We start from the raw sequence: 13,607 nt of genomic DNA on the forward strand, positions 1-13,607 counted from the left end.
CAATATGCGCAGCCCGGTCCTCCTGCTCGTCTCGTCAGCGCTGATTTCAGCAGCTGCCCCCGCGCAGCAGCGCACCTACGCCAATCCCGTCGACGTCGATTACCGCTACAATTTTGAGCAGATCAACAACGGCGTGTCCTACCGCACCGGCGCCGATCCAGCCGTCGTCAATCACCGTGGTACCTATTACCTCTTCATGACGCTGGCCGACGGCTATTGGCGCTCGACCGATCTCATCAACTGGCAATTCGTCACGCCGTCGCGCTGGCCGATGCAGAGCATCGTCGCACCCGCCGCCTGGTCGGACGGCGAGCGCATCATCCTCGAACCCTCGATGATGGAGCCCGGCGCTATCCTGTCTTCCACCGCGCCCGACACTGGCAAGCTGGACTTCTGGGTCCGCAAGATGCCGGACAATCCGGGCACTGTGAACAAGGATCCTGAACTGATGAAGCCGGGCGAGATCCCGACCGGTCCGTGGGACCCCGGCCTGTTCAAGGACGATGACGGCCGCTGGTATCTCTACTGGGGCTCGTCGAACGTCTATCCGATGTTCGGTCAGCGGATCGCATTCGCCGACGGCAAGATGACCTACGAAACCCACGCCGAGCCGATGCTTCGCCTGCATCCGGACCTGCACGGGTGGGAGCGCTTCGGGCAGGACCATTGCGCCTGCTGGCAGCCCGGAAAGCCAAGCCCGTCCTACATGGAAGGCGCCTGGATGACGAAGCATGGCGGTCGCTACTATCTCCAGTACGGCGCGCCGGGCACCGAGTTCAACGTGTACGGCAACGGCGTGTACGTCGGCGAGAAGCCGCTCGGTCCCTTCACCTACGCCCCCTATAACCCGGTCGCTTATCGCCCCGGCGGATTTGCCGAGGGCGCGGGTCACGGCTCCACCTTTCAGGACAATGCCGGCAATTGGTGGAACACGGGCACCAGCTGGATCGGCTACAACTGGGGAATGGAACGGCGGATCGTCCTGCACCCCGCCAAATTCTATCCCGACGGACAAATGGCGGTGTCCACGCGGTTCGGCGATTTTCCGCATTACGCGCCGTCATCGCGGTTCGACGACCCCGACAAACTGTTCACCGGCTGGATGGTGTTGTCCTACCGCAAGCCGGTCGTCGCTTCCTCGACGAAAGCCGGCTGGGGAACGGCGGCGGTCACCGACGAAGATCCGCGCACCTTTTGGGTCGCGGCGGAGAACAAGCCCGGCGTGACGCTGACGCTGGACCTCGGCGCGCCGCAGACCGTCCGCGCGCTGCAGGTCAATTTCGCGGATTATCAATCCGGCCGCTTCGCGGATGCCGCGGACATTTACACTGACTTTGTCATGCAGGCGTCGAACGACGGCAGGACTTGGCAGGAAGTCGCGCGCACCGAAGCTCCGCGGCGCGATCGGCCCAACGCCTATTTCGAATTGCGCCAACCGGTGCGGGCTCGTTTCATCCGTTACGTGCACGGCCACGTCGGCGCGGCCAATCTGGCGATCAGCGACATTCGCGTGTTCGGTAATGCCGACGGCCCGCTGCCTGCCCAACCCGGCGGCCTCGTTGCGCAACGCCACGCGGACGAACGCGATGCGACCATCCGCTGGACCCGCGTGCCCGGCGCCGTCGGTTACAATATCCGCTTCGGTATCCGGCCCGACCGACTGACGCTGACGCACCAGTTGTGGGCGGACGAGCTCGGCGCAGAGCCCAGCCTCTCGAAGGAATTGCGGTCGCTCAACAAGGGCGTGCCTTATTGGGTCGCGGTCGAAGCCTTCAATGAAAGCGGCGTTTCGAAGCTCAGCGGCGTCGTCCCGGTCCGCTAGGCGAGCCAGCCGCCGGTGAACCCGGCGAGCTTCAGCCCCCTGCGGATCGCGGGCACCTGCCGCATCGTCCGCCACACGAAATCGTCGCGGTAATTCGCGGCCTGCAGCAAGATCGGCCCCTGGTCGATGCCGAGATAATCCTTCGCCACCCAGCCGGTCTGCGGATCGACCGTCCCGGTTTCGACCTTCACTTTGATGTTCCGGAACGTCGGGTTGAACGAGTCGAGGAAGCCGTACTTTTGGTACAGGCCCGGCCACTTCATCATCGCAGCCGCCGCGGGAATGCAGATCTCGGACGCGAACGGTAATGATCCTAATGCGGCCGTCGGCGCGATCGTGCCGTCGTCGCGGCCATCCGGTTCGGTCATCGGCCCGCGGGCTGAATATCCGAAGAACTCGCGAATGCCGTCCTTCACCTCCGCCTGGAATGAGCCCGGACCATCACAGGCCGTGAGGCCCCAGATGTCCTTCGAATAGCCGTCCCAACGCATCGGGTTGGCAATGCAATAGGCACGGTTGGCGTAAGTCGCACGGCGGCTGTTCTCGAAATAATCGAATCCCGCCTCGCGCATTACACGGTCGCGGATACCGCGGAAGTCGATCCAGATGTGGCTGTACTGGTGTCCGAACAGCGGCGCGAACGCGATCCGGTGCGTCGGCCCGTGGCCGCGCCAGAACGGCTCGTAGGATGCCGTCCACACACCCCAGCTGTTTGCGGGGACCGGATGCAGCGGCGCGCCGAGCGCGAGGATGTAGATGAACATCCCCTCGTTCATGCCGTCCCAGTGACGGTCGATCAGCCCGCTCCCCGGGTGCCAGCCCATGGAGAGCGCGCGGCGGCCGTCGGAGCGGAAATGATTCCAGTCGGCGCGCGCGTAGATCTTTTGCGCAAGCTCGCGGATCTCGCGTTCGGCGGGATGCGCGCCGCTGTAATATTGGCCGGCGAACAGGATGCCCATCAGCAGGATGGTGGTGTCTACGCTCGACAGTTCGACGTCGCGGAACCGCAGGCCCGTGTCCATGTCGATGAAGTGGTAAAAAAAGCCGGCGTGCCCCGTCGTACCGGTCGGCGCCGGACCCTGCGGCGCGTTCCAGAAGAAGCGGAGCGTCGTCAGCGTCAGATCGCGCGCTTCGCTGCGCGAGCACCAGCCGCGCTCGACGCCGACGGCGTAGCAGGGGAGGGCGTAGCCGACCGACGCGATGCTGCAGAAGGAAGGCGTCGGCCAGCGATCGGGGACGAGGCCGTTCTTGCGGTTGGCCGTATCCCAAAACCAATTGAAGGTACGTCGTTCGATATCGCCGTAGAATGCTGGCAGGCTTCGGCTGCTGGCTGCAAAAGCGGGTGCCGGCAACGCGGCTCCGGCGGCCGCCGCCAGAGCCGACGCGCCCAGAAACTCACGGCGATGCAACGGACCGATCATTTTTGCGTGGTGCTCCTGACGACGAGTTCGGGTTTGTGCAGCTCGTTATCTTGGTCATCGCCGCCGGCGAGCACGGCAAGCAACCGCGAGATCGCGCGCTCACCCAATTCGGCAATGCGCACGCGCACGGTCGTCAGGCCAAGGTGCGCCGCCTGCGGGATGTCGTCGAAGCCGGCGACCAGCACATCCTCGGGCACGCGCCGGCCCGCGGCCTGCAGCGCCTGCATCGCGCCGATCGCCATATTGTCGTTGGCTGCGAAGATCGCGTCGAACTCGGCGCCGCGGGCCAGCAGTTGCTCGACCGCGCGCGTGCCGGATTCTTCGTAGAAATCCCCTTCGACGATTTCGAGCGTTGCCGCAGACTCTCCTTCGACGACTCGAGCAAAGGCGTCGGCGCGCTCCTGCGCGTCGATGTTCCCGGTCGGCCCGGTGATGTGCACCAGCTTGCGGCGTCCGAGGTTGAGGAAATGCTCGCCCACCATCGCCGCGCCCGCTGCATTGTCGAGGTGGATGCCGGGTCGCTGCGCCGACGGGGCGCGGGTGTTGATCAGCAGGGTTGGCAGTCCTTGCGGCAACGCCTCAACCAGTTCCTGGTCCTGCACATGCGGCGCCATCAGCAGCAGGCCGTCGACCCGTCCGCGCATCGCCCTAAGCACCTGGTTGCTCCCCGGCGCATCGCGATGGATGTTGGTGAGCAGCAGGAAATAGCCGTGCTCGCTGGCGACCTCGTCCATGCCGCGCACGACTTCGGAAAAGAATTCGCCGTGGAGCGCCGGTAAAACGACGCCGAGCGCATTGGTGCGCGAAAGGCTCAGGCTGCGGGCGCCGGCGTGCGGGACGTATCCCAGTTCGCGCGCCGCGGCGTTGACCTTTTCCTTGGCTTGCTCGCTGACATTTTCGAACCCGTTGAGGACTCGGGAAACCGTGGCGACGGACAATTGCGCGCGTCTGGCAACATCCCGGATCGTCGGTTGCGGCATCGCGGATTGTTGTGCTGCAATTTCGAGCAAAGTCACGCCTTTGTTAGCGTTGCAAAATCGCGAAGACCGCGTCATGTAACCGGTTACATGAGCAGTCAAGCGAGAGAGTTGCTGCTATGGCGTGCCGGCCGCGTCGGTGTGCCGGACCGGGTGGAGGGAGAGTTCATGGACGAAATCCGCGTATCCAGGCGGGCTGCCCTGATGGGCGCGGGCGCCGTGATGGCTTGGGTCGCGAGCCCGGCGCGCGCGCTGTTGCAGGCGGTTGGCGAAGTTCCGGTCCCGGCCAATGTCGAGCGGCTGATCGGCCAGATGACGCTGGAAGAAAAGGCGGGCCAGCTCAGCCTGATGCCTTCGGCCTGGGGCGGCGGCGCTGCTCTTTCACTCAACCCGGCCAGCGCCGGTCCGAATTTCCAGCAACAGGTCGAGGAGGCGCGTCGGGGTCAGCTGACCGGCGTGTTCAACGGCAATGGCGCGACCATGGCCAAGATCCTGCAGACGGCGGCGGTGCGCGAGTCGCGCCTGAAGATCCCACTTATCTTCGCGGCCGACGTCATTCACGGCCACCGCACGATCTTCCCCGTGCCGCTTGCCGAAGTGGCAAGCTTCGAGCCTGACCTCGCGCGCCGCACCGCCGAGGCCGCGGCCTTCGAAGCCGCCGGCGCGGGCATCGACTGGACCTTTTCGCCGATGGTCGACATCGCCCGCGACCAGCGCTGGGGCCGTGGTGTCGAGGGTGGCGGCGAAGACGTGCTGCTTGGCAAGATTTTCGCCGCGGCGCGCGTGCACGGCTTCCAGGGCACCGACCTCAAGTCGACCGAGCGCGTCCTGTCGTGCATCAAGCATTTCGCGGCCTATGGTGGCGCGGAATCCGGTCTCGACTACAATGTCGTCGACGTTTCCGAGCGCACGCTGCGCGAAATCTACCTGCAACCGTACAAGGCTGGCGTCGATGCGGGCGCCCTGTCGGTGATGGCGTCCTTCAATGAGCTCTCGGGCGTTCCGGCGACCGGAAATCACTGGTTGCAGACCGAGGTTTTGCGCGGCGAGTGGGGCTTCAAGGGCTTCGTCGTCTCCGACTACACCGGCGACGAGGAAATGATCGCCGGCGGTTTCGCCAAGGACGGCCGCGACGCCGCGCGCATCGCGTTCCTCGCGGGCGTCGACATGAGCATGACCAGCGGCCTCTACCGCAAATATCTGCCTGAGCTTGTCCGCGGCGGTGCGGTGCCGCAGGCGCAGCTCGATCAATCGGTCCGCCGTGTGCTTGCGCTAAAGGCCATGCTCGGCCTGTTTGACGATCCTTTCCGCCGCATCGACGTGAAGCGCGAAAGCGCCCGCTCCATGCTGCCGAAAACGCGCGCGCTCGCCCGCGAATCCGGTCGCAAGTCGATCGTGCTGCTCAAGAACGACGGCGACCTGTTGCCGCTGCCGCGCTCGGGCAAGCGAATCGCGATCATCGGCCCGTTCGCCAGCGGCCTCCACGACCTCGTCGGCCCTTGGGTTGTCTATGGCGACGACGCAAAATCGGTCGACCTCGCGACGGGCGTCCGCAATGCGATCGCCGACAAAAATTCGCTGCTGATCGCGCAAGGCTCGAACGTCGAAGAGCCGCTGGCCGGCGGCATTGAGGCTGCCGTAACCGCGGCGCGTCAGGCCGACGTCGTCCTGCTCGCCATCGGCGAATCGCAGGGCATGTCCGGCGAAGCGCAATCGCGTACGGAAATCGTCGTTCCCGCGCCGCAGCAGGCGCTCGCCGAAGCCGTCGCCGCGACGGGCAAACCCATCGTCGTTATCCTCAAGCACGGCCGCGCCCTCGCGATTGAAGGCGCAGTCGCGAACGCACAGGCCATCCTCGCTACCTGGTTCCTCGGCACGGAGACCGGCAACTCGATCGCCGACGTCCTGTTCGGCGCCTACAGCCCGTCGGGACGGCTTCCGGCGAGTTTCCCGTTACGGTCCGGCCAGCAGCCTTACTACTACGCGCACAAGCCGACCGGCCGGCCCAACCCGGGCAAAACGCTGGAGCCCTACAAGGCCCACTTCCGCGGCATCCCAAACGCGGCCCTCTACCCGTTTGGCCACGGCCTGACCTACGGCAAGATCGACTATGCCGGGCTGGCGCTCAGCGCTCAGGCGTTCCCGCGCAACGGCGAGATCAGCGTCAGCGCGACGATCACCAACCGCGGCAAATATGCGGCCGAGGAAGTGGTTCAGCTCTACACCCATCAGCGAACGGCCAGCATCACGCGTCCGGTGCGCGAGCTAAAGGCGTTCAGGAAGATCACCCTTGCGCCGGGTCAATCCGAAACGGTGCGCTTCACGTTGCGTGCAGCGGACCTCGCGTTCGTTGGCCGCGACAACAAATGGACGACGGAGCCCGGCGCGTTCGACGTGTGGATCGCACCGTCGGCGGAGAGCGACGGCGTTCATGGGCAATTCGAGCTAACCGCCTAGCGCGCCTGTTTCTCGCGCCCGATCGGATTGAAAAGCATCGCGGCGCTGGACAGCAGCAGGAAGAACAACGGCACCAGCGCCGTCGTCGCGCGCATTCCGGACAAGGTATCGGCGGTCTGGTGGACGTTTGCGACATAGCCTGAGGACGCGAAACTCCAGCCCAATATCGCGGTGGCGATCCCGATCGCGATCCGTTGCAACAATGACGCGACGCCAAACACCGTTGCTTCGACATGCAAGCCGGTCTCCTTCGCGCCGTATTCGATCGTGTTCGGCAGCATCGCCCAGAAGGAGAAATGCAGGCCCACAATCACCACCTGCATGCAAACCAGGAAGAACTGCATGCTGCCCGGACCCCGAATATCCACGGTGGCGAAGAAGCTGAGACCGGCGATCCCGAGGCCCGCGGCGAGCAGCCACAGCGTGCGTAATCCGATCCACCGGCCGAGCAGCATCCAGGCGGGAATCGCGACGCCACTGACCAGTGCCATTGAAGCGAGCGCGAGCTGCCCTGCCTCGGGATCATTGAGCAGATACTTGAAGTAATAGAGCACGGATTTACCCAGCACGGTGACCGCCACGATCATCGCCATCATCGCGAGGTTGAGGCTCAGAAACGCGCGATTGCGCGCCAGGCTGGCGAGTGCCGCCATGACCCCTGAGGGCAAGGGTCGGTCGCCCTCGATGTGCTCGCGATAGCGGGTCCCGACGAGGACCAGGATCACCGAACCGGCTATAGCGAAGATGATTGCGGCGCCGAGGTAAGCTCGTGCCGGGGAACCACCCAGCAGGCGATGGCCGATCGGGATGGTGCCGACGGCAACGAACGCTGCGGCCGCCGTCCCGAACAACATGCGCAGTCCGGCGACAAGACTGCGATCATTGGTGAACGGTGAGATGCGTGCGGTCATCGCCAGATAGGCGACATTCACGGCGGCATAGGCGGTGCGGAATAACATATGCGCGATCAGCACGCCCGCGATGCCTAACGCGCCGCGTACGGGCGGGGCGTAGGTCAGGATGAAGGTCAGCCCGAGCGGGACCGCGCCGACAGTGAGCAGCGCGCCGAAGCGGATTCGCGATTGCCAGCGGTCGACCAGGATGCCCGCCAAAAAATTGGCGAACCCGTCCCACACCGAGGCGATCATGTAGATGGTCGCCGCGACCGCGATCGGCAGCTCGATGCCGTCCGTGTAATAGAACAGGAGGAAGAGCATGACGCTCTGCCAGTAGAGATTGAAGGCGAAGTCGCCGAAGGCGAACAGGACCAGCCCCGCCTTCGATGGCCGGGCTCCGGCTGCGTCCGGAAGAGTCACCTGCGTCTCACATGCCCGTAGCGGCGAACGTGTGCCCGTCCGGATCGAGATCGCGCAGATCGCGGCCGCGGGTTTCCTTGCCAAAGATCGCAACCAGTGCCGCGGCGGCGATTGTCGGAGCCGTGATCAGCACGGCGACGATGGCCAGCGGTGGTACCAGGGCGAGGATTGCGAGGAACTGCGCCAGCATTCCGCCCGCCTTGCTGCACGCCGCGACCGTACCCGTCGTGCGTCCACGGATCCGCAGCGGGAAACTCTCGGCCGTATAGGGCAGCAGCATGGCGATTAGCGCGTTGGTGCCGACGATCAGCACCGCGACGGGCAACACCGGGCTGCCGTCGCCCGCGAGTTCGAGGCGCAGGACGCCGATCAGCCCGATGATGGTGATGACGATCGATCCCACCACCGACCATTTCGCACTCCAGCGGCTGTACGCCCAGGCGGCGACGAAGATCGTGGGAAAGGCGATCAGCGCGGATTCGGCGAGCAGCTTGCTGGTCGAAGCAACGCTGTGCCCTTTCGCGACGAGATCGGCGGGAAGCCACAAAAGGAGGCCGAAATTGATCAATCCATAGGCGATCGCAGCAAGGCTGAGCGCGATGAGCTTGCTAGTGAACGCACCGCCGGAGAGCGATGCGGTTTGCGGCTTGCGCTCGTCGGACATTTTCGCGGTGGGAGCCTTGTGCGCGCTTGCACCGAAGCGCTGCATTACCGCCTGCGCTTCGGCCCGACGGCCGCGCGCCAGTAGGAACTTCGCCGATTCTGGAATGAAGGCGCCGAGCAGTACCAGCGACAAGCCCGTTGGCAGGTTCAGCAGCCACAGGATGCGCCAGCCGAACACCGGCTGAAGCAGCGCCGACGACCCGCTCGCCGCGAAATAACCGCCAACGGCACCCAGGCCGCCAACCAGCACCAATGCCCAGCCGCGATGCCTGCTCGGCATCATTTCCGCGAGCAGCGCATAGGTCACCGGCAGCATCCCACCGGCGGCAGCGCCCATCATGAAGCACATGCCGACGTTCCACCACAACGACGGCATCGCGCCGCAGATCGAGGTGCCGACGAACATCACGGCGGACAGCAGGATCGATGCCTTGCGGCCATAGATGTCGGCAATCACGCCCCATAAGATCGATCCGACGACCGTGCCGGTCAGCGCCGAGAATGGTACGAGCGAGACGACCGCTTTGGACTCCCGATACTCGTCGATCATCCCTGGGATTGTGAAGCCGAGGCTGGCGGGCTTCATGATGTCGATGACCAGCGCAAGCACGAGGATCGTCAGCAGCGCCCAGTGCGCGCGGGTCAGCGGCGCATCCTCTGGCGGCGATACGCTGATGTCCTGCGCCGCGGCCAGTTGGCTGGCGACATTGCGCGGCAGCAGGCCGTAAGCGGCAATCGCAATCCCGCCGACGATGGCGGCCATGCCGAACAGCATGGCCGTGTCCATCGGCATCCCGGCCAGTCGGAATCCCATTGACCGGCCCATCATGAACATCGGCAGGTGCAGAACCACGCCGATCGTCACGAGGATTACGCCGCCGATGAACGCCCAAATGCTGCTGCGGTCGTCTAAAGTCGAACTGCTAGTCATGATGCTCCGGCTGAACGCGCAGCATCGCGAGCGCTGCGATCGCCATGACTAGCGCGGCCGCCAGCATCGTCCAGATCGGCTGGTCCGGGAAAAAGGCCGCCATGATCGAACCCATGACCGTCGCGACCAGCAATTGCGGGATGACGATGAAGACGTTGAACAGCCCCATGTAGATACCGAGCTTCCGCTGCGGCAGGCTGCTGGCGAGGATCGAATAAGGCATGGCGAGGATCGACGCCCAGGCGATGCCGACGCCAATCTCCGAGATCAGCAACAGCTTGGGATCGCGAATGAATAGGAAGCTCGCATAGCCCGCGGCGCCGGCGAGCAGACAGATCATGTGCGTGCGCACCTTTCCGATCGATCGTGCAAGCGCGGGCAGGATCGCGATGGCGGCGACCGCGGCAACGCCGTTGTAGACGGCGAACAGCACGCCGACCCAATTGCCCGCTTCCTGGAAGCCCGCGCTGGCCGGGTCGGGCGACTGGTAGAAATTGCGCGCGACCACCGGCGTCGTGTTGATCCACATTATGAAAAGCGCGGACCAGCTGAAGAACTGGACCAGCGCGAGACGCTTCATGATCGTTGGCATCCCCGCGAAGTCGCCGACGATGTTCGCCAGCATGTTCGACGACCGCCCCGCCTTTGCCAGGCGAATGGCCGCGATCGAGGCGATCCCGTAAGCAATCAGCAATCCGCCGAGCAGATAGACTTCCTTTTGCAGGGCGAACTGCTCGGTGACGAACGCGACGGCAGCGCCAGCCGCAATCCACGCGAAACTGGCGGTGTAGGTTCGCGCTGCCAAGGCACGGATCGTCAACTCGTCACTGCCTTGCGCTTCCTCAGCCTCGCCGAAAGCGGTCATCTCGTCCGGCGCATATTCGCGGGTGGAGAGGACGGTCCACATGACCGCCGCGAACAAGGCGATGCCGCCGGCCCAGAAGCTGTATCGGACAGTGTCCGGGATCATGCCGGCGGGCGCATCATTGGCGACGCCGAAGTGGTCCAGCAGGTAGGGGAAGATCGACCCGATCACCGCGCCCGCACCGATGAAGGCCGTTTGCACGGCATAGCCCGCCGTATGCTGATCGCGCGGGAGCATATCGCCGACGAAGGCGCGGAACGGCTCCATCGAAATATTAAGGCTGGCGTCGAGCATCCACAGCAGCAGCGCCGCCATCAATAGCGCCTTGCTTTCCGGCATCAGGAGCAGCGCGATCGCCGCAAGGATCGCGCCGGCGAGGAAGTAAGGTCGCCGCCGACCGAACCGGCCAAGCCAGGTGCGGTCGCTCATGTGGCCGATGATCGGCTGAACCAGCAGTCCCGTAAGCGGCGCCGCGACCCATAATGCGGGCAAATCGTCGAGCGACGAGCCGAGCGTTTGGAAGATGCGGCTCATGTTCGAGTTCTGCAGCGCGAAGCCGATCTGGATTCCGAAGAACCCGAACGAGATGTTCCACAGGCCCGCAAGGCTCTGCCGTGGCTTTTCGACTGCCGCCATTGTCTCTCCCCACGAGCTTTGAGCCCGTCTCAACAGCAGTGCTGGCAGAGGCGCGGGAGGATGACAACGCCATGCATTCGTATGCAACCGGTACCATCAAGGGGGTGACGGCGGCTGTTTAAGCCGATAGCCATGCGTGACTGCCACTGGGGAGACAGGCTGATGGTAATGGCGACCGCGACGGGCGAAGGCGAAGCGAATTCGAGCCCGCTGGAGCTTCCCGACGGCGGCATCGACGCGCCCCAGCTGCGCTATTTCGTGTTCGCGCTGTTCTTCATCTTCGGCGGCATCACCAGCCTCAACGATGTCATCATCCCGAAGCTGAAAGAGCTGTTCACGCTCAACTACACGCAGGCGATGCTGGTGCAGTTCTGCTTCTTTACCGCCTACCTGGTGATCGGCATTCCGGGCGCGCAGCTGGTCAAGAAGATCGGATACATGCGCGGCGCGGTCGCGGGCCTGCTGACGATGATGGTCGGCTGCCTGCTCTTCATCCCCGCCTCGCGGACCGCAACCTATGGCCTGTTCCTGCTTGCCCTGTTTGTCCTCGCCAGCGGCGTCGTTATCGTTCAGGTCGTCTCGAACCCGCTGATCAGCCTGCTCGGTCCGGCGAAGACGGTGCACAGCCGCCTGACCTTCGCGCAGGCCTTTAACAGCCTCGGCACCACGATCTTCCCGCGTGTCGGCTCCGCACTTATCCTCGGCGGTCTTGCCGGCGTGAGCGCGGCCCAGCTGTCCGGCGCTGCGCTTGATCAATATCGCACCGACGAAACGCGCGCGATCGTGAGCACCTACATCGGCCTTGCCGTCGCGCTCGCCGTGATCGCCGGCGCTGTCTGGCTGTTCCGCAACAAGCTTCCTGGCGAAAAGCACGACCACAGTTCTCCGCTCGCAGGATTCTCGCTGCTCAAGCGCACCCGCTTCGGCTGGGGCGCGTTGTGCATCTTCCTTTATGTCGGCGCCGAGGTTTCGATCGGCTCGCTGATCGTCAATTACCTGATGCAGAAGGACGTGCTCGGCATCACTGACGCCGCCGCTGGCAAGATGATCATGTATTATTGGGGCGGCGCGATGGTCGGCCGCTTCATCGGCTCGTATTTCCTGCGCGTGATGAGCCCGGGCAAGATCCTGGCGACCGTTGCATGCGGCGCGATCGCGCTGATCGCCATTTCCGCGAACACGGTCGGTACCACCTCGGCCTACAGCCTGCTCGCCATCGGCCTGATGAACTCGATCATGTTTCCGACGATCTTCAGCTTGGCCTGCGAGAAACTGGGACCGCGCGCGGCCGATGGGTCGGGTATCATCAACATCGCGATCTTCGGCGGCGCCGTCGTGCCGCTGGCGACCGGCTTCCTCGCCGACAAGTCGGGCAGTCTGCACTTCTCGCTTCTGCTGCCAGCGATTTGCTACGCGATCATCGCGGCATTCGGCATCTACGCCCGCCGACCTGCGGAAGGCCCGGTGATGCCGGCCCTGGCCTCCTAGCTGGAGCCGCGAACGACCAGGTTGACCGGCAGCATTCGGTCGGCCGCACAGCCGGTCTGAATCGCTTCGATCAGGCAATCTACCAGCGCTTCCGCGGCGGCGCGGGGATCCTGCGCGATCGTCGTCAATGGCGGACTGGCCAGACTCGCGGAGGCGATGTCATCAAACCCGACTATCGCGGTTTCGGGTACGCTGCGGCCGGCCTGCTGAAGCGCGTGCATGGCGCCAATCGCGGCGACGTCGCTGGCGGCGAAAATCGCATCAAAGTCTGCACCGCTCGCGATCAGGCGCTCTGCTGCAGCACGACCATCGGCTTCGCTCGGCGCGGCATCGGCGCGTAGCTCGGGATCAACCGCAATCCCTGCCGCCTGCAACGCCCGGCAATAGCCCATCCAGCGTTCATGCACTTCGGGGAAGCCTGGCCCGGCCGTACCGATGAACGCGATGCGCCGCCGTCCGCGTTGCAGCAGGTGGGACGTCGCGTCGAACCCGCCTTGCTCATTGTTGGAGCTCACCGTGGTGCCAAGCGCGCCGTCCCCGGCTGAGCCCCAGCGTACGAACCTTGCGCCTCGTGCCACCAACTGCTCGAGCCGAGGGCGGTAATCCTGATAGTCGCCGTAGCCGAGCAGGATGATGCCATCGGCCTTGCGGCTATCCTCATAGTCGAGGTGCCAGTCGGATGAGAGCTGCTGGATCGAGATCAGCAGGTCGTAACCGTGTTGGGTGCACCGCCGCACCATCGGCCCGACGAGCGACAGGTAAAAGGGATTAAGCAGCGCTGTGTCCGCGCGCTCCTCGAAGAACAGCAGCGCCAGCGTATTGGAATGCTGGCGGCGGAGGCCCGACGCATTCTTGTCGACCTTGTAATGCAGCTGCTCGGCGGCTTCGAGAACCCGCCGGCGGGTCGCTTCGCTGACCGAGGGGTTTCCGGACAAAGCGCGCGACACCGTCGGCTGTGACACGCCGGCAAGCGCTGCAATGTCGAAGGAGGTCGGCCGCCTCTGCGTCATCAATACGGATGTTTAGCGCGC

Annotated in this window: 9 protein-coding genes; 3 read left to right on the forward strand and 6 right to left on the reverse strand. The window is 64.6% G+C overall.

Annotated features, from left to right (window positions below):
• The first annotated feature begins 4 nt into the window (after positions 1-4).
• A complete protein-coding gene (locus QU596_RS10875) occupies positions 5-1,822 on the forward strand; it encodes a family 43 glycosylhydrolase (RefSeq protein ID WP_308515533.1) in 1,818 nt (605 codons plus the stop codon).
• Here the strand turns inward: QU596_RS10875 and QU596_RS10880 are convergent.
• Together QU596_RS10880 and QU596_RS10885 are read right to left on the reverse strand one after the other, a co-directional pair.
• Positions 1,819-3,243, reverse strand: coding sequence for a glucoamylase family protein (locus QU596_RS10880; protein ID WP_308515534.1), 1,425 nt, complete (start codon positions 3,241-3,243; stop codon positions 1,819-1,821). The genes QU596_RS10875 and QU596_RS10880 overlap by 4 nt on opposite strands.
• Positions 3,240-4,259 carry a LacI family DNA-binding transcriptional regulator gene (locus QU596_RS10885; RefSeq protein WP_308515535.1) on the reverse strand — a complete coding sequence of 340 codons (1,020 nt, stop codon included), beginning with the start codon at positions 4,257-4,259 and terminating at the stop codon, positions 3,240-3,242. Before QU596_RS10885 ends, QU596_RS10880 begins: the two co-directional genes overlap by 4 nt.
• 129 nt (positions 4,260-4,388) lie before the next feature.
• Here QU596_RS10885 and QU596_RS10890 point away from each other — a divergent pair, with 129 nt between their 5' ends.
• Positions 4,389-6,677, forward strand: coding sequence for a glycoside hydrolase family 3 N-terminal domain-containing protein (locus QU596_RS10890; protein WP_308517989.1), 2,289 nt, complete (start codon positions 4,389-4,391; stop codon positions 6,675-6,677).
• Here the strand turns inward: QU596_RS10890 and QU596_RS10895 are convergent.
• Genes QU596_RS10895 through QU596_RS10905 form a run of 3 tightly spaced genes read right to left on the reverse strand, consistent with a single transcriptional unit; the run spans position 6,674 to position 11,088 of the window.
• Positions 6,674-7,993 (reverse strand): MFS transporter, encoded by a 1,320-nt coding sequence (locus tag QU596_RS10895; protein WP_308515536.1) that lies wholly within the window; start codon positions 7,991-7,993, stop codon positions 6,674-6,676. The genes QU596_RS10890 and QU596_RS10895 overlap by 4 nt on opposite strands.
• 7 nt (positions 7,994-8,000) lie before the next feature.
• Positions 8,001-9,587: an MFS transporter gene (locus QU596_RS10900; RefSeq protein WP_308515537.1), complete on the reverse strand. Its 1,587-nt coding sequence runs from the start codon at positions 9,585-9,587 to the stop codon at positions 8,001-8,003.
• Positions 9,580-11,088 (reverse strand): MFS transporter, encoded by a 1,509-nt coding sequence (locus tag QU596_RS10905; RefSeq protein WP_308515538.1) that lies wholly within the window; start codon positions 11,086-11,088, stop codon positions 9,580-9,582. The genes QU596_RS10900 and QU596_RS10905 overlap by 8 nt, the downstream gene beginning before the upstream one ends.
• 168 nt (positions 11,089-11,256) lie before the next feature.
• On the opposite strand from QU596_RS10905, the gene QU596_RS10910 reads away from it, so the two are divergent.
• Positions 11,257-12,576: a sugar MFS transporter gene (locus tag QU596_RS10910; protein WP_308517990.1), complete on the forward strand. Its 1,320-nt coding sequence runs from the start codon at positions 11,257-11,259 to the stop codon at positions 12,574-12,576.
• Here the strand turns inward: QU596_RS10910 and QU596_RS10915 are convergent.
• Positions 12,573-13,589 carry a LacI family DNA-binding transcriptional regulator gene (locus QU596_RS10915; RefSeq protein WP_420030918.1) on the reverse strand — a complete coding sequence of 339 codons (1,017 nt, stop codon included), beginning with the start codon at positions 13,587-13,589 and terminating at the stop codon, positions 12,573-12,575. The genes QU596_RS10910 and QU596_RS10915 overlap by 4 nt on opposite strands.
• Between the last annotated feature and the right edge of the window lie 18 nt (positions 13,590-13,607).

Source organism: Sphingomonas flavescens (assembly GCF_030866745.1).
GTDB classification, from domain to species: domain Bacteria; phylum Pseudomonadota; class Alphaproteobacteria; order Sphingomonadales; family Sphingomonadaceae; genus Sphingomicrobium; species Sphingomicrobium flavescens.

Bases quoted from the DNA above. Each gene is read 5' to 3' on its own strand.
- QU596_RS10900 (WP_308515537.1), bottom strand. From the start codon at position 9,587: ATGACTAGCAGTTCGACTTTAGACGACCGCAGCAGCATTTGGGCGTTC.
- QU596_RS10890 (WP_308517989.1), top strand. From the start codon at position 4,389: ATGGACGAAATCCGCGTATCCAGGCGGGCTGCCCTGATGGGCGCGGGC.
- QU596_RS10880 (WP_308515534.1), bottom strand. From the start codon at position 3,243: ATGATCGGTCCGTTGCATCGCCGTGAGTTTCTGGGCGCGTCGGCTCTG.
- QU596_RS10875 (WP_308515533.1), top strand. From the start codon at position 5: ATGCGCAGCCCGGTCCTCCTGCTCGTCTCGTCAGCGCTGATTTCAGCA.
- QU596_RS10905 (WP_308515538.1), bottom strand. From the start codon at position 11,088: ATGGCGGCAGTCGAAAAGCCACGGCAGAGCCTTGCGGGCCTGTGGAAC.
- QU596_RS10910 (WP_308517990.1), top strand. From the start codon at position 11,257: ATGGCGACCGCGACGGGCGAAGGCGAAGCGAATTCGAGCCCGCTGGAG.